Consider the following 21,286-nt stretch of genomic DNA (forward strand, 5'->3'; position numbering starts at 1 on the left):
TAGGGATTCAATCCATACCAGGTGCATTCCCAACCAGTTTTTGTGATCCCCATGGGTTTTTAGTGTGTGTTTGCTCACTTAGTGCGGGTCAATGGCCTGTTGCATAGCTTGTTTCTGTTCTATCTAAACAGGCTAAAAGCGCTGTATTAATGCCCTCAACTTGTGCTGGCGACTATCCGATGAGGCCATCGCATCTGCAAAGTTTAGCAACGTGTGTGGTATTCCCAATAAGCTACCAATATGGGCACGTAGCTTGCTCCAGTTCGAAAATGTTCTTGAGAGTGGTACATTCCACCAGCGGTTGATCGAACAAACCATGCTATGGCCCACAGAAGTAATCTCATGCCACCAACCAGCTGGAATAAAGAGCATTTCCCCTGGTTGGAGGGTGATATCAATCCGATGAGGCATAGCCATTTTAAACTTTGGAAAGACTTTCAAATCTGGATTATCTGGATAGACCTTACTGTAAACAGCACGACGTTTTGCCCCATGCATTAAGTGATTCCACACGGCAAATGGATATAAATTGTAGAGCTGAGAAGGTGGAAATAATGTGACTTGCTTTGTGCCTGCCAATTGAGCAAGTGTGCCATCCATTGGGTCATAGTGTAAGCAAGAGGTATGTCCTGCAGGACCACACCATAGATTTTCAGGAGTAACGGGATTTGACAACTTCAGTAGCTGTTCAACTGGAGAAAGTACAGAAACCTTTTCTAGAGATGTTCCCTTAAGGCTGCATCTAGCGAGATAGAGATCGTACTTGTGTGCGTTACCATTGAGAATCAGATCAGCGTAGGTTTCAAAGGTGAGACTACTAACAGATACGCCACTGCCCATATCTTTCCATTGGCGCTTGTCCTGTTGATATCGTTCTCTTCCATATTGGCGAACAGGAAACAGTTGTGTGCCCAAATGTTTGCGAAGAAACTCAAGGCTCCAACCATCTGAATTCTCTAACAGTCCCTTCATAAGAAGAGGTCTTCCCTGTTGTAGGTACTGCTTGTAAATTAATTCATAAGAAAATCCCTCAAGTAATAACTCTGGATGAACTGGATCGAGAAAACGTAAACCAGAACAATTAGATGAAGTCACTGACTGCTTAATACTCTTCAAGGGTGATTTTTTGGCTGAGAACAGTAATTAAATGCTTAGTGGAAAAGGGTTTGATAAAGATATCTTTAGCAGCGGTGGCCTGTCGCAGGTCATGCCCCCCTACTTGATAATCTTTAGCTATCACAACAAAGGGAAGCCTCTGCTGCTGGAGCACTGCTAGCAATGGCAGGGTCTCGGCTTGAAAGAAATCGGCATCGACTAACACCAAGTCGGTAGGGGTGTGCTTCACTTTTTCAATAACAGCGTTGTAGGTGGTCGCAACGCAAGTGTTCCAGCCTTGAAGCTGAAGCCCTTTTTCTAATAATTTGGCAAGGCGTAGCCGGCTAGCCGTGACAAGCACACGAATCATAGCTCTAACGCAACCGTATAGAGTAGCTATAAATTAAGAGCTGTATTAAGCGACTTTATTAGTCATCCAATACAGGGATGGTTTCACCACCATTGGGGGTTAAGGTGAGAGCTTCAAATTCGTCATCGTCATAATAGCCAGTAACAGTAACTGTGGTGTTTACTGAGATGGCTGCCTCGCGCATAGCGCTAGTTTCAGCGTCGATTTCAATTTGTCCAGTACCATCATCAAGCAGAAAGTCATCACCCATCAGACGTACCACTTCTCCAGACAGTGTGACGATATTGTTACTACGCAGTGTTTCAACGGTGGTTTGGGTTTGAGTCATCCCCGGCATGGCTAGGCCGGTTAGCACAGTTATGGTGGTAGCACTTGCACCCAATAAAAGTGTCTTCATGGTTGAACTCCTCCAGATTACTTCGCAACGGTGTCTAATAAAGATCTGGATTCTATGATGTGGCCTAAAAGTAACACGAAGGTTTCAAGGGATATAATCAGCGGCTAGGGGTAGCCGAATTTCAAACTGTGAGCCTTGTTGCAGTTGGCTGTTAGCCTTAATTTGTCCGCCATGCAACTCAACAATTTGGTGCACAATAGCTAGTCCTAAGCCAAACCCGCCTGCCTGCCGCGATCGATGCTGATCAACTCGATAAAATCGCTCAAAAATATGAGGTAGATCTGCTGCGGGAATACCAATCCCAGAATCTTCAACCTGAATAACAATCCAGCAAGCTTGAACTTGACATTTCAGGCGAATCATTCCTCCTGTCGGAGTATAGTGACAGGCATTGTCCAACAAATTAGCAATGGCTTGCTGCAATAAGCCATGCTCTCCCTGTACTGTTGCAGAACCATCGGGGAGCATACTGTCAAAGTGCAGGTTCTGAGCCATTAGCCGAGGAGCATAGTTAGTTTTAATAGTCTTTAGTAGGGCAACTACATCGATGGGCTGAAAGACTTCAGCAGGCAAATTACCCTGGTGCCGGGCTAGAAATAAGAGATGCCCCACTAATGTACTCATTGACTCTCCGGTTATAGAAATAGTCTTCAAGCAATTAGTTTGCTCTGTTGGGGAGGTGGGTTCCATCAGGCCAAGTTGGGCATTGCTGATAATTGCAGCCAAAGGTGCCCGTAGTTCGTGGGAGGCATCGGCGGTAAACTGCTGTAGCCGATGATAAGCATTGCGAATGGGTCTCATCGCTTTGCCACCTAAAAACCAGCCAGTGCCGGCAATGGCCGCTAAGGTAATCGGTAATCCGATGCCTAGAAACACGCGCAGTTGTTGTAGGGGTCTCATCACCGGGGTGAGAGATGCTGCCACCTGTAGATAACCCAGCAGTCGATCATCCCTATAAACGGGCAGAGTCAACTGCCGTAGTGGTTCCAATGGAGCAGACTCAATGCCCTGTAGTGTCTGAAATCCTAATGTTGTCTCCAGAACAGGGGTAGGTATTTCTCCCATAAACTGCAACAGTTTTTTGTCAGGGGTGTACCACCGGGCAAAGACGATATTAGTATCCAGCTTGATGCTATCACGGCCCAAGATGGGGGCGTCTTCTAAGTCGATATGATGTTGTGCTTCAAAGGTGATTTCTTCCACTCCAGAGGCAATTACCTGGCTTGTGTTGTACAATTCTTGGTCAAAAGAATAGAGACGACTGCGAGCACTCCAGGTATAGAGTATTCCGGCAAAAACTACTAAAATACTGCCCATGGAGAGACTAAACCACCGAGCTAGGTTAAGGCGACTGTGCTCGAACATCAGCTCTAAGACTCCGTTTCAGGGATAGCTAAGCGATATCCTATGCCATAAACAGTTTGCAGCCAGCCATGAGCCTGGATAGACTGTAGACGTTGGCGTAGGCGATGCACCAGAATCGCGACAGCTTTACTGTCGGGTTGCATGTCCCATTCCCATAAGGCTCGCTCAATCTGGTTGCGGCTGAGTACCTGACGAGGATGCCGTAGCAGATATTCCATGAGCTGAAACTCTCGCCCTGAAAGCTGAACGCTGGCATTTTGGTGTTGTAATTTTAGGGTGTCGAGATTTAGTTCTAGCTCTCCTAATGATAGATAATCTCCTACCCACAGCGGAGAGCGCCGCCCTAACGCTCGTACCCGTGCCAGAAACTCCATTAGGTTTACAGGCTTGACAAGGTAGTCATCGGCACCAGCATTGAGTCCAGTTACCTTATCGAGAATTGTATCTTTGGCGGTCAGCAACAAGACTGGAGTAGTTTTGCCCAGACGACGATACTGCTCACACAATGCTAGTCCACTGATCTGGGGCAGCATCCAGTCGAGCACGAGTAGATCGTAGGTGCGATCGCACATCAGCTTTTGGGCTGTCTCTCCGTCCACTACGGCATCGACACCATGCCCGGCTTTGCTGAGCGCTTGGTGAAGCGGTTGGAGCTGGACTGCATCATCCTCGACCAGTAAAATTTTCATTGGGGGTACGATCCTTTGGAGACGAGTCGTATACTCACAATAGATACCGAGGCGGCAGCCATGCAAATGGGAAACACCCTCAAAATCAGCCTGGGATTTGGACTACCGATGCTGCTAACTGGGGCTGCATTTTGGCTAAGCAGCGGCTGGTTAACGAGGCAGGTTTTTGGTCAAAGTGGTTCAGACGTGGTTCCGATCGACACTACAGGCGCGCAGACAGTGAATGTTGCCTTTATGGTGAGAGTTCTGGCCATTGATGCAGAAATTGACCAGAACCTTCAGATAACCGAGGTATCAGTACAGATTGGCGGGTCTTCTTTGCAAGAAATGGAATTTAAGTACCCCTTAGCAGACTATGACGAAATAGAGCAGGCGATTGCTCAGGATTTGGACATTCTCCCTGAAACAGTACGTAGCCTGATTCGGTATCGTATTGATTAAGATTTTTCCAAACAAGCAGAAGGCTGCCATACCCAGGGCTAACAGCATCAAAATTCCCATCATGGAGCCTTGAAGTTGCGGGTTAGCTCCACAACACAAAAGCCCGGCATGCTGCCAGGCTTTTGCCATGGGGCTTAATTGTCAGTTGTTACCCAGTCTGCGTTCTCACCCCTTAGCCTCGGTCGCCACAGAGGCTTTTACCTTGAGGTGATTGATGGCACTGCTAATTTTCTCGTAGCTGTGCAACGTAGTCGATCACTCCCTATACAGTGCAGCCAAATAGGCTGTCTAGGTAAAGTCTATTCACATGGGGCTGATTCGCACCATTTTGCATCAGAAAGAGAGAAAGTGCTGCCTGCATAACGCGTTCCTGACTCCACAGCTCGTGGGTGTTTAGATAATCTTGTATTGAATGGTGTAGCGTTTCAGGAATCTCGATCATCAGGCTGACAGTGACTGGAGCTGTTGTACTTGCTGAAGCTTTAGGAGCTGAAGTCATAAATCTAATATCTCTTAAATTAACGGGCACAACAAATCAGGGCCTAGTAGATCACCCTTACCTAAGTGCTGCAAATGGGGGCTAGCAGCAGCGGGGACACAGGGCAAGGAGGCCTTCACTAGGTCGCCTAATTCAGTGGAGCTTTATTGTGCAGGAGGAGGAGGTAATTCGCAAGCGCACCGATTCTTTATATTTTTCTAATGAGATTTTTGGGGTAACGACACCAAGAGGGTTAAGACATTTTTTTCGTTACATTCGTTTATAAAGTGAGATTGATCCCCATACTTAACCGTTTTCCACAGAATCGCTAGATCTGCTCATCAGTCGTAACACCCTGGGGAGAACTCTACTTAACCTGTGGAAAAACCAAGGAAAACCCTGGGGAAAACTTCTGTGAGTATGAATAAATGTATTTTGATAAAATTACCTAGATTGGCTGATTTTCATCAAAATGCTCCGGATGCTGGGTATTGGCCCATAAGGCTCTTTCAGAAGATAATTCGCCCTTAAATACGCCTTAATGATTGTATGAATCTCTGGGTGTAGAAATTACCAACTGACAGGTTAGTTCCTGTGGAGAACTGCAATTTGCCCCCGTAGCATTTTGAGTCGATTATCGAACTCCAGGGCAGCTGCAAACGGGTATTGGGTGTTAACACTGCGATCGCAGATGAGTCCATGTATCTTGTGTCCACTGTTAGAAAGCAGGTGAAGTAGACGTGCATGTGGTTGCCTGGGTCATCGGCTTTGCTGCATCTGCGATCGTAATGTTCAAGGCTAAATGAGTCAGTACTAACTAGACTCGGTTGAGACTGGAGCTTTCTGTTGGGCGTTGTTGTCTCTATTCAGCCATGGGAGCCCCATCTCAAATGTCAGGAAATCACGACGGATCAGCCAATTTTTTTGATTATGTAGCTTGCAATACGATTTGATAGGTTGTACAACTTAAGTAGCTTAAAAAGCGTATCGCTAAACACTTAATTGCCTCAAGTTTTATGGTGAGGTATCACGTTTTATCTGTTCGATCTTTCTGACTGCTTAGACAAACGCTTCGGTTCTTGAGTTGGTAGCCCATCTTTGCGATACAAACAGCGTTTGTGTCGCGTATGGTCTGACTTGTTTTTTTACTGCTTACTATCTGGCAAAACTCAAACTAGCGCCTAGCTAGCCTTCTGTCCATGTCTATTTTGATTGGTTCAGGCTTTGTTGCACTGCATAGTCAACACACTCTCCAACACGCTGACTGGTTGGCAGTTTATGCCCTCGCATATGATGAAGGTGTCGGTGAACGCCTTGCTGCCTATGATTTTGAAGATTTTCTAGGGCTATCAGTTTATTTGTTTATTACTACTCAATCTCCAGGGACTCGCCAACAACTCTCTCAGCTATTCCCTAAATTTGGTAGTGCAATTGTTTTGCCGTTACTTAAAATTCTGTGTAGGAAAGAGCTTTTTGTTGAGCAAAACATCCCGATGTTGGCTCAACAAAGCTTAAATGAAATGACGCCCTATTCCTTAATAATTGGGCTCAATCGGGCATTAGACCTTACTGGTCAGAATAATTTGAAGGTGCTCGCACTGCAAACAGTAAACCAGCTATTGCAGTCGTGTGAACCCTCTGTTCATTTAGTGTTGTCTCAGTTACTGTCAGAGACTAATCGACGCTTGGTCTCTGAATTTTCAGGTTCTCAGCTGCCTGAACGTGCGATAGGTGTGGCCGGGTACAGGCCTGATCAGCACCGTTTAAATGTCACTGTGCAGAAGCGTAAAGTCACTCAGTGTGTATAGTGTCATCGTTTGTTAACACTGGTACTTTAACGATTCAAAAACTCAGTTGTGTGTTCTTCTACAGGGTATTGCCGGTTGCTTATACTTGGTCGGCAAATCTCTTCGGTACAACGCAGATCACCTCAAAAGATTTTTGTTGTAAAAAGTTTTAGGAGCAACCATGAGAATTTTTAACCATGATATTACCCTCAGTACCCATGACCAGGAAGCTGGTACAGTTCTCTTTTCGGGGCGAGTCCTTGCCTTGACTCATCCAGAAGACAAAATTCAGATGACGCCTGATCTCCAGTCAGAGTGGGCATTTATTGTGGATCACTATGCTCAAGTGGGGGTGTTTCACAGCCATGACGTTATTTGGTCACATTCTCTAGACGAAATCAATCGGCATGGTGAGTATGAGCCCTCATTTTATTTCTTTGGAGATGCGGTCAATTCACACCATCAATATCGTCAGTTCTTTACTCACCTAAATCCTCAGTGGTCTGAAGTTGTTGAATTTATTAATTCTAAAAATAACTTTATTCAATTAGCAGAAGCTTTAGGTGTACCTGTTCCTAAGACGTTGCGATTTGCCAATCTATCAGCGGCGAGAGCAGCAACAGATATTCCATTTCCTTGCTATGTTAAGCCTGCTGTCTCAGATCATGGTGCAGGTATTACACGCTGCTCCGATCAAGCTGCTTTAGAAAGGGCATTTACACAACTGGCTCCAGATGCAGCACTGCAAATTCAAGCCGAAGTTCAAGCCTCTGCTTTTTTGAACTTGCAATATCGAGTGACCGCTGATGGTGTGCAACCTTTACTGGTGTCAGAGCAGATTTTAGAAGGCTGTGTCCATCGCGGTAACCGTTACCCGTCTCAACATGAGCCTTGGGAGAGTATGGAGCCCCTAGCAATGTGGTTAGGTGAACATGGCATGCAGGGGATCTTTGCTGTTGATGTTGCCGTTGTGCCAACACTTGATGGGGTGCAGTATTTAGCGATTGAATGCAATCCACGCTTTAATGGTTCATCTTATCCAACCCTCGTTGCCCATAGAATGGAGATTCCTTGCTGGAGCAGCATTACCTATAAAACGCCGTTGCGCTCACTTCAAAATGTTGATCTAACTGATATTACGTTTGATCCAGACAAAGGCCGAGGTGTCATTCTGATTAACTGGGGCACGATTAAAGTTGGTGAAATCAGTGTACTCTTGGCGGGATCCCTGGTGGAACAGTTTGCGCTAGACCAGGAGTTAAAGGCCCGATTAAATGGAGACTTTGTAACACAGCCATCACCCAAGGCAACCCAACAGTTAGTATTGCAGAGATAAGCTGGCTATTTTTGTTGAATTCAGTAGGTAAACTAAAGCTCTGGTGACTGCCGGGGCTTTTTTCTGTTCTTTACCTTTTGCAAATACTGTGTTCCTTTTTTAGGCAAAAAAAGTCCCTACCGATCGATAGGGACTGAGAGGTTTTGCGCTAGCAAAGCGAGATACGAATTGAGCGTGAACGTCGAATCACCTAAACGTCATAAATTCGAGATTCAAGGGCATGGGGATTTTCGTCGCAGTAACGTGCAAAGGCCTCGTTGGCGCTCACCCGTGGCTGGCGCGCCTTTGCCGTTTGTAGTTCTTCTACGGCTTCCCAAGCAATGGCCGCGTCAATGCTTCTTGGGCCATGCATCTCTGTTAGGCGACGGGCATGTTCCAATGCGGCTTTGAGGCGGGTTGCAAACGCTGAACTATCAGAAGATGGCTGCTGTAGAGAGATAGGGATTAAAGGCGCTGTTGTCGTCGCGATAGTCGTGTAAGACATGGTAAAAACCGGGTGTATCGTGAACTGTTTATAACTTATCTATAAACTCTGTAAATGAGTAGACGAAAATCATATAAGTTTCATCTATGTCTCATTAGCTTTCTTTACCTATCAGCATTGGCGAGAAACAAAGAATAGTCGGCTCAGCTTGCTTGACGGGACTGGCTACAATGCAAGGGATAATTGTGTTTGTCGCAAAACTGGGATGTCCCCCTCTCTTCTAGTCAGCCATCGGCTTGGAAGAACCCTCTTCCAAGCTGAGAGTAGACTGGGTCAGTAGATGGTCTCAATTAGCTATAAGATATCCAGGCTCCTTCTGTCACCCAATTTTGGGGAAACTAGATTCAAAGGCCCCCAAATTAGGGAGTTGGGCTTCGGTTAGCTCAGCTGCATGGGCAAGCTCTAGGCAGTTGAACAACCTGTTTAACTCTTATCAAGGCTTGAGTTCACCTACTGATATCGTTTGGTCAGATAATTCTATGCGATCGCCCTTTTCCAAAGCTGCGTCTATTTTCTTTAATCCTGAAACTTTGTTGCCCTTTCTAATTGGGTCTATTTTTCTAGCGGTGTTGGGAAGTGCTGTTTGGGAGGTTTTGTTTTCCCTGGTTACTGACCTTAATGATAATAATGCGCTAGCTGCCGCTGTCCAGTTGGCGATCGGCTCCCTGTTAATATTTCTCTTGTCGGTGCTGTTATTTGCTAGAGGTCTAAAACAGCTGGAGCCTGAGACGCTGGCTGATGCTCGCACTCCCATCAAGCATCGTGGTTTGATTTTGCTGGTCAGTCGAGAGGAACCTTGTCGCGTTGCTATCCAGCATCATGCTGATCGCTTAGAGCGTTGTTGGCTGCTGCATTCAGACCAGACTAAAGCCATGGCAGTTGCAATTGCTGATACGTATTCTGGTAATCGCATGAGTTTCAAACTGATTCATGTGAATGATATCTATGACCCGATGGAGTTTTTTCAGCATATTCGTCGCATTTATGACCAGCTGCCCATTGGCTGGTTGCCACAGCAGGTGATGGCTGATTACACTGGCATGACGGCCCATGGTTCGGTCGGCATGGTGCTGGCTAGCCTTTCTCCGAAGGCTCCTTTGCAATATACGCCGGTCAATCCAAATCGCTCGAATGAGTCCATGACACCAATCGAGATTGCTCTTAGATCTAGTGTGAAATCAGCAAAGCGCTAAAAGGCTTCCTAAGCATTACTGCAGCAACAGAGTTTGGTGTTCGAGCCAGGGTACTTGTTTTGCTAACGTTTCTATTGCGATCGCAGACTCCTGAACCTCATTCCATCGTTCCCTATAGGGTTTGATGATTGATCATTGCGGACCAATTGAGTAACACCTTCACTGTCCACGATCAACATCCGTTTCTATAGGGGGTTGAGAACTTCTTCCCGAAAAATATCTGAAGAGTATACCCCTGCATTAGTTTTCCGTTTCTGTATCGGCGTTTTGAGCCTGCATATAATACATGCGGGCATTGCTACCAGACAATGTTGTCGCAAGTTGTAATGCAAAGTTAATGGGATTCCGCCAGTCAGATCGTTTGTAGCAATGGGAGAAATACGATATGGGAGCTGAAATTACACCTGGTGATTTACCCAGACCCATGAGCTGAAAAACGCCCATGATATTTGTTGTTAGCTCCTTGCAATACTGTTTGCTGAAGTTAATATCTGACTGTGTCCCATTCCCAGTCTTGTTTTTATTCCACTGCCTGCAAACTGGCCATAATGAACTAATAAGTTCGCCACCTGAGCTAGCAGCGGATCGCTTCGATACAAAATACTCAAAGTAGCTGTCCCAACAAAGCCACTCACATTACCTTTGTAAATAGGAAAAGACTGGGTTTGAATGCGATGACGAGATAGAGCTACGGCTTCCCCTAGATAGCTAATCAGTTCATCACCACCTAAATAAACCGGTGAAAAGTGATTCCAGCGCTCTAACCAGCTACGAAACAACAACGTTGGCACTGGCAACGGCAAGTAGGTGCGATTTTGAGAAAACGCAGTGGGGGAGAGAAACGAAAGCGCTAGCTGACGCTCGGGTTCTGGTTCGTCCACCACATATTGGTGGTAAAGCACTTCGTAACTGGTAATATCATCTTCGCGGTCTAGAATGCTAAACTCTGCGCCTAGAAACTCCAACGTTTCGCCCAGGTCGAGATTAGCAACTGCTTTTGACGCAGATTCTTGTAAACCGCTCAGTGACAGCCGATAAAACTCATCTGGGCTGAAGGCGATGAACTCCCCAGTTGTCTGGGCTTTTCCCAACAATCCCGAAAATGTGGTCGAAGGAATGGTCTCGCTACCCAACTCTATGCCTGCTTGGGTATGAAGCCGTTTGCTCAGCTCCAGTCGATAAGAGCGAGGCAGGGTGGCTGTTGCCTTAGGTTTTAGTATCCAGGTAGATCGCATTAGCATTGGCTACATCATCTCCAATTTGACCCAGCCGGGTACATATCTGATTTCTCCTCTGTGGTTTTTCACTGTACGACGTGACTTGGGCGCTTCAAAGTTAGGCGCTGAAATCCCACAGGTATCTCGCACCTTAGCAACCGTGTCATCGGGTATCAGCAAGTTAATTGTTGTTCCCATCAGACCGCTAGCCCAACCAATTCTCAGCGTATGGGGGCATTGCTCAGGTTCGTAAATGTCTCGAATATCGTTAAAATCTAGCGCCTGTCCTCGATCATCTGGATTGTTTTTCACATTGGCCCAATAGTCATGTTCAAAATCCCATTGGTCTTGGGCAAATTCTCGGCAGATGTTTAAAACATCCTCAATGGATTTAAACGGCAGAGACATCTGCTGGTTGTGGCGAAACCATTTCAGCATCTCGTAGTCAAGACTGAGGGTAAAGTGAGATCGCACATTGAGCACCATCTCAGCATAGATAGAGGCTCGATATTTGGCTCGATTATTACCGTAATGGCTAGAGATCACCACCTCAGATACAATCGGTAAGTTTCTAAAGAACGGACGTTTGCCTTCCGGCTGAATTCTTTCTTCAATTAAGGGAGAGGCATCACTCACTTGAATAGCTCTCATAAAGTCTGTATTTGGTCTGGTTCTCGCTTTTATTGCCTGTCCCTGATAACGCAAACTAAAGTCTGAAAAGAGCGTTTCCATAAACAATGGATCATCGGCAAACTTAGCCCGGCGTTTTAGCTCTCCCATGGACTGACGCAGCCGCTGTTCGATCTGGCTGGGACGCTGCGGACCTGGCACATTGTATTTGTTGGCATATTTGAGCAGGTGATATGCGATCGCAGTTCTAATTGCTCCCTTAATCGATGAGCCGGGAATATAAAACTGACCGAAGCCATTGCGAATCATCGGACGTAGCTCAGTTACCCGATCAGCCCATTTCAAACTACGCAAATGTTTTGGAAACAATGGCTCTCCATCTGTATCTGATGCCGTCCACCACTTTTTCCCAAAAGCATTTTCTAACAGAGATGTAATTTCATCCTGGTCCTGAATGCGTTGAATATAGTCATTGAGAAATCCTCGCGCCTGTAGTGCTCGCGCCAGGGCATCGGGTTTAGATAAATAAACAAACTTACCCGTCTGCACATACTCAAATGGGCCTAGCTGCGGAACCGCCGAACCAATGTGTAATAAGCGGCTCGTCAGCCGAATTTGTCTAGTCTCACATAAATTGGGTTTCGAGAGAACACTGGTGGAGACCATGGGCTTTATGCAATAACAGAGTATGATAACAAGGAACTTATGGCTGAACTGCAAGGCTTAAGGCGATGCCGCTGCGATAGATGTGATGTTTCTTAAACTGTGCAGGGGTAACATCGGCTAGTTTGCCATCAGGTTTACCAGTAAATACAGACCCCTCAGCAAACATATGCACCTTCTTGCGACGCAGCTGTCGCCCAAAAAAAGGAGACGCAATCCAGCCCCCCCGTTCGATTAGGATGTAACAGGTGGCATCCCCTAACATGACATCGGGTACCGGATTCTCCCAGTAAAGACTGATCAGGCTGTGGTGTAATGTGTCAGAGGTCAGTTTAGGATTTAACACCGTTGTCCATAGAGATGATAGCGGTTCCTCTGGCAACAGTTCAAAGCGTCCAGCACCGCTAGAGCGTTCACCCCCGATGCCGTCTTCTCCTAGCAAGTGTAATGCGGCCATTAGTTTGTTTTTAAGTGCTTCGTCGGCAGTTCTGAAATCAACTAAAAAGTACAAACCTGCCAGGTTAGTGACACCATCTTTGCGCTCAGGTTGATTATCAGGACTCCAGTCAAACTGATTGAGTCCCGTGTGGTAGAAATTAGTGGCGCGGGTGGTGCGGTCAATGGCGACCTTGGGCAGCTTATAGCGCTTAAAGGCGCTGCTATAGTCAAAGGCTCCCGCTTTACCTAACTCGTTTATTTTGTTGTCTGGATCGTCACCATAGGCCACCAGAGCATCATAGTCCTCATTACTAAAGCCGGTGCCCTGGTACCAGCGCTGCCAGATTTTTAGGGGCAGATAGTGAATCTTTTTATAGGTTTTGGTGATTTTTAGCTCTCGTTCTGAGGTAGAGGGATAACCTGCCGGGTGCTGAATTGGCTTAGGCAGGTAGTCGATAAACTGATCTGGCTTATCGAGGCTCCGACGATAGACAAAAGTGGAACTTAGTCGAAACGGAGGGTTGGCTGTTTGACACTGATCGAGCAGTGTTTCGATATCACCAGGAAATAAGCGAGCATAAGCGCTGATCCAAGCACTAAAAAGAGCATCAGAACGAATCCGTTCGCTGGTTTGTTCTAGGCCAATGCCGGTTTCACCAAAATGGGTAGGGCTGCGACCAAAGTTGAGTCGGATAAGCTTATACACCATGGTTTACTGAGCCTCGCTTGCTGGTAACAGACGCTGCTCAACTGCTCCGGTAAGCTGACCAAAGTTTTCGAGCAGAGCAGCGGTATTGTCTAGTTCAAGGATTGGCTGTAGAAAGTCAACATTACCGCTGGCAAGCTGTTGATATTGGTCAACGCCCCGATAGTAGAACTTAAAGTTGCTAAAGCTTACTTTGCCATAGCCGCGTGAACCGTGACCTCCCAGGGCATCGTCTTCGAGAATCGCAAGTGCGATCGCAAGATTCTTAATATCGTCACTCGCTTGCTCTGGATTCTCGACGGTATACACCAGTTCAAACGTAAACTTTGCTCCTGCTGGCACTCGCTCTAGTTGCCTGGGGTTAGCAGCTGCCGTAATCCGATCAATGCCATTCTCAAACTTCCATTCGGTCATGTAAAGACCCGTATCAATTTTAGCCAGCTGTTTAACAGATTCTTCGATCAAGTGACAATCGCGAACAATCAGACGAGCAGGGGCATTACGGCCTTTCACACGAGTATAAGACTCGTTTTCGATAATTGTTGTGCGGCTGTTATTATCTTTGAGTTCAGCCGCTTCAGCATCTGATGTTTTAATCCAACAGTTATTCCCTGTTGAACCAAACAGACGGCTCACTGGGCAAGTAGCAGACCCTTCAAAGGCAACATAGCGTTCGTTGCTAATTTCTGAATAACCATCGACAACATCGTCACTTTCATAGCGATAAGTGCCACTCCCTCCCGGTCGGTTAAGCGGCTTGTTGAGCAATCGTTCTAGGGTAGATCGCAGCTTCCCTTTGAGGGATGACCCTGGCAGATAGGGCTGTTGAGTCATCGGATCTCGAATGACTGGCTTGTCAATGCCACCAATATCGAGAGACTCACCACTTCCACCAATGTGTAGGCCGGTTTCAGCGGTTAAAGTACTGACAATACGTAACTTACCCAATAGGGGTTTTTGCGGTTTAGTAACAACACTCATATTTATCTTCCTCCAGCAGCTTTGTGGTAAGCAATAATTGATTCAATGAATTGCACCAGGCGTTCGAAGTCTTCTAGACTGTGAACCTTGTCAATGGCGGCAGACATGACGCTACTCAACGGTTTTGCTGCTCGTTGACGAGCAGCGGCATAGGCGAGCTTAGGTTTGAGAAGAACAATATCAGCTTCAATTTCGACAAAACTTTTGGATGGTTCTTGCCCTGAACCAGGTTCATCACCGATCAGATCAGCTTTGACACGATTAATCGCATCTAAAAACTTACGAATTTGGTTTGTCTCCAGGCGCTGATTGCGTAAGAAGGGACCAAAATCGCTGGCATCTTCGACCAGGGTACGAATATTATAACTTTGCAAGCCTGAGTCTAAGCTGTTAATTGTGTTGATGATGCGCTCAACCACATCAGTTGAATCTTTACTTCTAGGTTTTTGCTTAGGCCCATTTGGGTGCTTGACCTTGGGTTTATCTGACATTGTCACCTTTGGATTGATTTGAAGAACGATTGAGAAGATCTAGCCAGGTTGAGATCGCACGAAAGTAAGGTGCATTATATGGACTTTTAAGTGAGCTAGTCACTCTTTTCATATCCTGAGCTTTTTGAGTTGAGTTCGGTAACCGAGCCAGCGTATACGCCACCCTAGGCAGATGCAAAAAATATTGAATGTCTCGAATATCTTCTCGCATTTTCTCCTTAAGTTGAGTTTTGTCAGTGTTATTAGCTGGCTGCTTCAATGCTTTTCTGGTCTTTTCCTTTCTAGCTTTTACATGCTGTTCTTGTAACTGAGCAGTCACTAGTAAGTTTTGTACAAAGCTATGGGGTAGATTGTTAACCTGATTAAGAATATTTACAAACGGCAAGATGCCATATAACTCAAGTAAACTGTCGTCCTTGAGATAACTTCTAATCTTGTCAGGAATAACAGATATATCCGATACTTTGGTGTCCTCATAACCAAGCCATTGTTGCCATTTGAAAGTTTGACCAAACAGCGTTAGGCTGTCGCGTCCGTTCCCCTTAGCGGTACTTTCAGCATCACCAGAGTCATCCGCTGATTGATATAACGGATATTTTGGGACACTTAAACTAATGCCGCCTGAGAGGGTAATACCTGAATGTTGACCAGTGTAAGCTCTAAAGCTCTGATAAACATCAAAGCCAAACTCTACAACTTCATTCCAGGCACCACTAACAAAGAGATCATCACCTCCTGCATAAATAAACAGTAAATTATCGTTAGCAACTGGTGGTGCGTTTATAGTTGGATTAGTCAACTGTCTATAATCCTTCGGTAGGTTAGCAGAACGTTTTTTGGCAAGGCTATTGAGATATACCTTAAAGAAGTAGCTCATTTGCCGAGAAAGGCCAGACAGTTTTGGCAATGTATATGACTTGTTCAAGCCATTGGCAAAAATCTGTCCTAACCGATCTACATCCATACGCAGATATCCTACTCGTTTAATTCCTTTAGATTGATCTGCCATCTCAGCTGCTGTAATAGAGCTGGCCTTCGGTATGTCTGCTGTGTCATCAAATTCACTTTTACTGGGTTTGGCATAGTTTCCTAACAATAGTGGGTAAACATTACTAGTCTTGTAGTATTCAATATCCCAGTTATTCACTAGCAATATTGGTTTACCATCTGCAGCTCTTAAAGCTTCTTCAGGTGAGTCAAATAAGTTGTAAAAGACCCTACCCGAGCCTAGTTTGAAACGTAGTCGGGTAGGTGTAATGGGTGATTTTTGAGATCGCACAATTGCCTTAACTTGCAAAAGCTGTCTGCCGAGGCGGAATATTCGCCTGCAGGTTTCGCAGGCATTCACAGATGTTGGGTCATCTTTGTTTAAATTAGCCAAACGTTTAACGTCATCTCGGTGGCATACCTTACAAGGCTCATGAGCATTTTTCGCTTTGAGAAGGTTTGAAATTTGAGTGTCAAACTTTCGATTCTTTTGATGATGCAGAAGTTTAATGGCAGTCTGCCAATGGTTAGCAAACACTGGTAATCCCACATCTGAGGCAGGAAAGCAGTGACTATCTAAACCCAAAAATATTCTGCCCTGATACTCCTTTAAAAACCAATTGTTAAAGGCATCCTTAATCGCAGTAACAGTTTTATTTACCGAGTCATGAGCAGGTGCGAGGATATAGCATTTACTTGCACCTGCATAAATAACATTAGTACGTGGCAACTTAAGTTGAGATAGAAGCTGTTGCACAACTTCTTCTGTAATCAACTCTAGTAAGAAGCTTCTGGCCCTAAGAGATTTGAGGGCTCCATCGGAAGCAATTGTGTAAATGAAAGGTTGAATACCGGAAATCTCACCAGCTATTAAACAGAGGTCTTTAGCATTTAGTGTATCTCCTGAGGCAGACGCCACAGCTGCTGTCATCTTAACCAGATCAAAAAAAGAAGCGTCTGATTCTCCAAAACTTACATAAGAGCCATATTTCTCTAAAATTAGGCTAAGTAGTGAAAGATTTTTCCAATCATCTTCATTCGTATTTAAGGCATCTAAGACATTCTTGATTTCGAGCTTTAATGCTTCAAGGTCTGACGTTGCTTTTATTTTGCTAACGGGATAAGGAACCAGTGGGTCTGTATCTACAATCTTCCAAGCAGGCCAAAAGTTCTCACCTCCCCCTCCGTTCTTTAATTTGATTGAATCAAAAATAAGACGTAGAGGAGACAGCTTTGACTGCTCATTAGGCCAGCGAAAATGGTCTTGTGACTTTTGAATAGAAGATTCAAAAGCTGACGATACTGGATAGGATAGGTCAGAGTTGACCTCTTTTGCCAACCGTAGGAAAGCCTGCTGAAATACTTGTAAAGCAATTTGACTAGAGATTGCACTCATTATGATTATTTCTCATTACTGTCTTTATCCACAGAAAATCTTGTCTGCCTTGTGCCAGTTCACGGTAAGCGGATTTCTGTTGTGCTACCAATCGACTTTGTCAATAGTCGCACTCATAGAGACTCCTGTAGAAGTGCTCGCACCTGTTCCACCAGCACTTCGGGCACTCCATCGGTCTCCCCCTGTACCCATGGTCCACAACGCACTTCCAAAAACGGCTCACGCTGCAACACTTCGATCATGGTCTCTAACGTGCTGTGAATCACTGCAATCGGCTGTAAATTCCCCTGATTTCCACAAAACTTATGCCAGGGCTCAATCTCTTCAGGCTTTGAGCTAATAATCAAATAATGAGTACAAGCATCCAGAATCGATTGCTTTTCCGGTTGCACCATTCCCCCAGCATCCACAATCACCAACGACTTTTGTTGCCGCAGGTTACGAATCGCCTGCCCCTGATAAGGAAAAAATCGCTCTGTCAGAGTGCCTTTGTTAGCCAACTTAAATGCCTCTCGCTCGGATGCATTTTCCGGCAGCTCTAATGTCCAATTACCCTCACCATCCCATTGAGCGCGTTGCAAATACACATCCGGATAATCTTTAACCAAAGTTACAAACAACTGGTGAGACAAAACACTCTTGCCACTGTCCGGCGGCCCCACCACCAATAGAGCAGGCCCCAGCTTATCAGGTTGAATAGACGGTACTCCCAAATTTAAATCCTCAAGCGGGAGCACCTGCCCAACACTGACAAGTTTAGAATGAGTTGTCGTCACAACCGCCCCCAATCGTGGGTCAAAACAAGCAACCCACACCGTCGGATGACATTCATGCACCAGATACGCATAGAGCCAGACCGGAGCACGCCCAGAGAGCACCACACCCTTGCGTGGATCTAGACCCGCCGGTAAACGCAATGTTGCTAACTCTTGCGGTTCAATAATGCGATCGCGACTCACCAACTCAATAGTTACCAACTGATACGCCAATCCCTGAGTCGTTTGATGATGGCTCAGCGTCAGTTGAATCGAAGCATCGGCCACAGATCATTCTCCAAAGGCAAACATTAGATATAGAAACACAACACTTTAATGTCATTGAGATGTAGCAGATGCATTGTGGATTCTTTTCACCACTAATCTCGTTATATGGTTTCCTCTTGCCAATTATGCATACACTTTAGAAGAGGGGGCTTCAAAACCAGCTTTCGCTAAAGTTGTGATGGTATTTAACTACTTACCTACACCTGAACTGTTACATGAATTAGCCAAGGGACGATTAGCAGATCGACTGTTACGGGCAGTACGCCTGTGGGTATTGCTGCATCAGCTATATGGACCTGATGCTTGGGCACAGCAGCTACCACAGCCATTTCGCTATGGTGATTTGCGCACTCTTCTCTTTGCACCAAGCCATGGCCGTAGTGAAACAGCGAAGGTACCAGAGCTAACTGCCCATTGCGACCTTGATTGTTGTTGCCAGCGTTCCCTAGCAACCTGGTTAATGGACAGTGATCCTGCCTTTTCGTTAATAGATTGGCAGCAACAAATTATGTGTTTGAGCCATCTACCAAAAGCGGCCATAGACACCGCTTTGGCCGCCTGTCCATTCGCGACCGTGCATCGTTCGATTCGCAATGACTTATCCCATTTGGCCGATCTGGGCTGGCTGGCTGGGGAGAGTAAGGGACGGTTTCGTACCCTTGAGCCCCATCATTGGCCGCAGCTACAGATGCAGGCACCCATGCCGTTGGGTAATTTGTCAGTAGCACAGACCTGGGAGGTATTGCGATCGCTAGAGTCGATTTCGTTTGTGCAGCCCAATCTAAATGTAATTGTGCAATCTCTGTGGGAACAGCTGACCAGTCAACAGTCAGTGACCACTGTAGAGCCAGAGCGGCGTATCTTTATCCATCTAGATTACATCCTGTCGGAGGCGATGCAGGAGCAGGTGGATACACTGCAAGAACAAATCGAACAGCTATGGCGCAGTGGCGGCGGTGTTATTCAGTTTAACTATTGGCGTAGCCCGGAGGACACTGTACCGATTACGGTTTATCCGGTGTGTTTACATTATTCTCGACGGGCTAAATATCTCAGTGCCTATGGTGATGATCCAACCGGTGTATTCGGTTGGCATAATTACCGGTTAGATCGAATTACATCATCTCGATTGACGGTGTTTGTCTGGGGTGACCCCCAGGTCCCAGAATCGCTACGGGCGATGCGGCGCATGGGCCAATTACCAACGTCAGAAAATGTGAATGCGGCTTTGGACCAGGCCTGGGGGTTTAATTTTTATTTACCTCGTCGGTTATTAATTATGCGTTTTCCGTCTGAGTTTGCTCGGTGGTATGTTGAGCAGACTGAGCGACATTCTACTTTTCAGCCGGTTGACTATCAAGCATTGCCAGGGTTAATAAAACAGGCGATCGGGGATAGTGACGAGCAGGCAACAGTGCTGGATATTTTAGCTCGGCGCAATCCGCAGGATGCTTATTATCGGGCTTGGATACGCCTGGGGGATATTAATATTGTGATGCGGCTCCGGGATTGGCGGCCTAAAGGTGAGGTGATTGCCCCCCTGGCATTACGTCAACGGATGCAGGCAGAGGTGGATGCTGAGTTGAGGCATTATCAGGGTTGATGGGGCTAAACTAATGCAATGTCTGGTGCTGTCATCGGCTGCGCGACTGTGGGGCTGTGTTCTGTGGCAGGCTGAATAAAGGGGGTGAAAAGCTTTGTCAGAGCGGATTAGTGGCTTTTTGCTTGTCTTTGAGATCCGCGCAAGGGCTGGAAGGGTTATCAGTTCAATGTTTCGTAGGATTAAGGTACCTTGAAGAAGTGCACATTTACTGGGCTGAGAACTATAATGGGGTAGGTTCGCTCAAATGTACCTTGAAAACTAAATGCAGCCAACGTTTCAATGGGCTGCCGTCACAATAAACCACTTCCCCTCACGGGGATTGAAACGGCAATGTTTACCCGGCCTGGCGACACAGATGCCTACGTCACAATAAACCACTTCCCCTCACGAGGATTGAAACATGGAGGCTGGATGCGACATCGGGATGCTGGTCGGTCACAATAAACCACTTCCCCTCACGGGGATTGAAACCGAGAAATTACGAACGCTCACTTGGATGAAGCGAGTCACAATAAACCACTTCCCCTCACGGGGATTGAAACAATTGCTTTCAGTTTGGCGGCTGCTACCCGCTGCGTGTCAAAATCAACCACTTCCCCTCACGGGGATTGAAACTCATAGTCAAGGACAGACTTTAAGGGCTTATCCCGTCACAATCAACCACTTCCCCTCACGGGGATTGAAACCGTCCAAGAAAGCCTCTGTCGGTTATCGCGTTTCTGAGTACGTCACAATCAACCACTTCCCCTCACGGGGATTGAAACCCTAAGGCTAGAAACCGTGTTAGGTGCTAGATTGGCGTCAAAATCAACCACTTCCCCTCACGGGGATTGAAACGATGATGTCCTGTCCAGAAACGTGATAGTTAATCTTGTCACAATAAACCACTTCCCCTCACGGGGATTGAAACTACGAAACCTTTAGCGCAGAACAAATAGATAAAATTGTCGTCACAATCAACCACTTCCCCTCACGGGGATTGAAACTCTCTATTTGATTGGTGAGGCTAGCTGCACTGCCGTCACAATCAACCACTTCCCCTCACGGGGATTGAAACTGGAAGATGGAGCCGCCAAAACCATAGTGCAGACAGGTCAAAATCAACCACTTCCCCTCACGGGGATTGAAACAATCCACAGCGGCAAAGGGTGGGATAGACACGGCGTCACAATAAACCACTTCCCCTCACGGGGATTGGAACAGCTTGCTTGTGAGCTTTGTCGCTTATGGTCCAGGTCACAATCAACCACTTCCCCTCACGGGGATTGAAACGGACTACCAGAAAGCATTTAAAGAAATTTACACACGTCACAATCAACCACTTCCCCTTATGATTGCCCTGCTATATCGGAATCAGGCAACCAGGCATTTCATATAAGAAGCCCCCACGAACACTACGGCTCATGGAGGCTTCGGTTTAGATATAAAGGGTTAAGTAATACAGGATTCTGTCTACTTAGATATAGGGTTCGTGCTAGGAAGTTATTCCATACAGT

General features: G+C 46.1%; 20 protein-coding genes and 1 CRISPR repeat array. Of the genes, 5 read left to right on the forward strand and 15 right to left on the reverse strand.

Features of this window, described 5'->3' with window-relative positions:
- Positions 1-132: 132 nt before the first annotated feature.
- From DXZ20_RS23440 to DXZ20_RS23460, 5 genes are all read right to left on the reverse strand, one after another.
- Positions 133-1,095 carry a cupin-like domain-containing protein gene (locus tag DXZ20_RS23440; RefSeq protein WP_163701212.1) on the reverse strand — a complete coding sequence of 321 codons (963 nt, stop codon included), beginning with the start codon at positions 1,093-1,095 and terminating at the stop codon, positions 133-135.
- A 7-nt stretch (positions 1,096-1,102) separates the two neighbouring features.
- Positions 1,103-1,465 (reverse strand): DNA-binding transcriptional response regulator, encoded by a 363-nt coding sequence (locus DXZ20_RS23445; RefSeq protein WP_163701215.1) that lies wholly within the window; start codon positions 1,463-1,465, stop codon positions 1,103-1,105.
- A gap of 58 nt (positions 1,466-1,523) precedes the next feature.
- Complete coding sequence (locus DXZ20_RS23450) at positions 1,524-1,862, reverse strand: NirD/YgiW/YdeI family stress tolerance protein (RefSeq protein WP_163701218.1); 339 nt, start codon at positions 1,860-1,862, stop codon at positions 1,524-1,526.
- A gap of 84 nt (positions 1,863-1,946) precedes the next feature.
- Positions 1,947-3,227 (reverse strand): sensor histidine kinase, encoded by a 1,281-nt coding sequence (locus tag DXZ20_RS23455; RefSeq protein ID WP_163701221.1) that lies wholly within the window; start codon positions 3,225-3,227, stop codon positions 1,947-1,949.
- Positions 3,228-3,232: 5 nt separating this feature from the next.
- Positions 3,233-3,916, reverse strand: coding sequence for a response regulator transcription factor (locus DXZ20_RS23460; protein ID WP_163701224.1), 684 nt, complete (start codon positions 3,914-3,916; stop codon positions 3,233-3,235).
- A 60-nt stretch (positions 3,917-3,976) separates the two neighbouring features.
- On the opposite strand from DXZ20_RS23460, the gene DXZ20_RS23465 reads away from it, so the two are divergent.
- Positions 3,977-4,357 carry a hypothetical protein gene (locus DXZ20_RS23465; RefSeq protein WP_163666156.1) on the forward strand — a complete coding sequence of 127 codons (381 nt, stop codon included), beginning with the start codon at positions 3,977-3,979 and terminating at the stop codon, positions 4,355-4,357.
- A gap of 262 nt (positions 4,358-4,619) precedes the next feature.
- Here the strand turns inward: DXZ20_RS23465 and DXZ20_RS23470 are convergent, their stop codons facing one another.
- The gene (locus tag DXZ20_RS23470; protein WP_163701227.1) at positions 4,620-4,856 is read right to left on the reverse strand and encodes a DUF2811 domain-containing protein; all 237 of its coding nucleotides are present in this window, start codon (positions 4,854-4,856) and stop codon (positions 4,620-4,622) included.
- A 1,178-nt stretch (positions 4,857-6,034) separates the two neighbouring features.
- Here DXZ20_RS23470 and DXZ20_RS23475 point away from each other — a divergent pair.
- Both DXZ20_RS23475 and DXZ20_RS23480 read left to right on the forward strand, forming a co-directional pair.
- Positions 6,035-6,643, forward strand: a complete 609-nt coding sequence (locus DXZ20_RS23475) for a hypothetical protein (protein ID WP_163701230.1) — start codon at positions 6,035-6,037, stop codon at positions 6,641-6,643.
- 160 nt (positions 6,644-6,803) lie between these two features.
- Positions 6,804-7,958 carry an ATP-grasp domain-containing protein gene (locus DXZ20_RS23480; RefSeq protein ID WP_163701233.1) on the forward strand — a complete coding sequence of 385 codons (1,155 nt, stop codon included), beginning with the start codon at positions 6,804-6,806 and terminating at the stop codon, positions 7,956-7,958.
- A 190-nt stretch (positions 7,959-8,148) separates the two neighbouring features.
- Here the strand turns inward: DXZ20_RS23480 and DXZ20_RS23485 are convergent, their stop codons facing one another.
- On the reverse strand, positions 8,149-8,442 hold the full coding sequence (locus DXZ20_RS23485; RefSeq protein ID WP_163701235.1) for a Calvin cycle protein CP12: 294 nt from the start codon (positions 8,440-8,442) through the stop codon (positions 8,149-8,151).
- Positions 8,443-8,882: 440 nt separating this feature from the next.
- Between DXZ20_RS23485 and DXZ20_RS23490 the strand changes: the two genes are divergently transcribed.
- Positions 8,883-9,635: a CRISPR-associated protein gene (locus DXZ20_RS23490; protein WP_250565894.1), complete on the forward strand. Its 753-nt coding sequence runs from the start codon at positions 8,883-8,885 to the stop codon at positions 9,633-9,635.
- 240 nt (positions 9,636-9,875) lie between these two features.
- On the opposite strand, the gene DXZ20_RS23495 is transcribed toward DXZ20_RS23490, so the two are convergent.
- The 8 genes from DXZ20_RS23495 to crn3 form a co-directional block, all read right to left on the reverse strand.
- Positions 9,876-10,079: a hypothetical protein gene (locus DXZ20_RS23495; RefSeq protein ID WP_163701241.1), complete on the reverse strand. Its 204-nt coding sequence runs from the start codon at positions 10,077-10,079 to the stop codon at positions 9,876-9,878.
- Positions 10,080-10,090: 11 nt separating this feature from the next.
- On the reverse strand, positions 10,091-10,876 hold the full coding sequence (gene cas6, locus DXZ20_RS23500; protein WP_163701243.1) for a CRISPR system precrRNA processing endoribonuclease RAMP protein Cas6: 786 nt from the start codon (positions 10,874-10,876) through the stop codon (positions 10,091-10,093).
- Between the two features lie 3 nt (positions 10,877-10,879).
- The gene (gene csm5, locus DXZ20_RS23505) at positions 10,880-12,148 is read right to left on the reverse strand and encodes a type III-A CRISPR-associated RAMP protein Csm5 (RefSeq protein ID WP_163701246.1); all 1,269 of its coding nucleotides are present in this window, start codon (positions 12,146-12,148) and stop codon (positions 10,880-10,882) included.
- Positions 12,149-12,185: 37 nt separating this feature from the next.
- Entirely contained in the window at positions 12,186-13,292 is a 1,107-nt protein-coding gene (csm4, locus tag DXZ20_RS23510; RefSeq protein ID WP_163701249.1) for a type III-A CRISPR-associated RAMP protein Csm4, read from the reverse strand.
- Positions 13,293-13,295: 3 nt separating this feature from the next.
- On the reverse strand, positions 13,296-14,270 hold the full coding sequence (gene csm3 / locus DXZ20_RS23515; protein ID WP_163659059.1) for a type III-A CRISPR-associated RAMP protein Csm3: 975 nt from the start codon (positions 14,268-14,270) through the stop codon (positions 13,296-13,298).
- A gap of 2 nt (positions 14,271-14,272) precedes the next feature.
- Entirely contained in the window at positions 14,273-14,761 is a 489-nt protein-coding gene (gene csm2 / locus DXZ20_RS23520) for a type III-A CRISPR-associated protein Csm2 (RefSeq protein WP_163659058.1), read from the reverse strand.
- Entirely contained in the window at positions 14,751-17,144 is a 2,394-nt protein-coding gene (gene cas10 / locus DXZ20_RS23525; RefSeq protein WP_163701252.1) for a type III-A CRISPR-associated protein Cas10/Csm1, read from the reverse strand. Before cas10 ends, csm2 begins: the two co-directional genes overlap by 11 nt.
- A 113-nt stretch (positions 17,145-17,257) precedes the next feature.
- Positions 17,258-18,187: a CRISPR-associated ring nuclease Crn3/Csx3 gene (crn3, locus tag DXZ20_RS23530; RefSeq protein ID WP_163701255.1), complete on the reverse strand. Its 930-nt coding sequence runs from the start codon at positions 18,185-18,187 to the stop codon at positions 17,258-17,260.
- A gap of 178 nt (positions 18,188-18,365) precedes the next feature.
- On the opposite strand from crn3, the gene DXZ20_RS23535 reads away from it, so the two are divergent.
- Positions 18,366-19,790, forward strand: coding sequence for a TIGR03985 family CRISPR-associated protein (locus tag DXZ20_RS23535; protein ID WP_163701258.1), 1,425 nt, complete (start codon positions 18,366-18,368; stop codon positions 19,788-19,790).
- Between the two features lie 294 nt (positions 19,791-20,084).
- A CRISPR array of direct repeats spans positions 20,085-21,062; the repeat unit is 32 nt; unit sequence AATCAACCACTTCCCCTCACGGGGATTGAAAC.
- Positions 21,063-21,286: the final 224 nt, after the last annotated feature.

This window comes from Adonisia turfae CCMR0081, assembly GCF_011009555.1.
GTDB classification, from domain to species: Bacteria; Cyanobacteriota; Cyanobacteriia; order Phormidesmidales; family Phormidesmidaceae; genus Leptothoe; species Leptothoe turfae.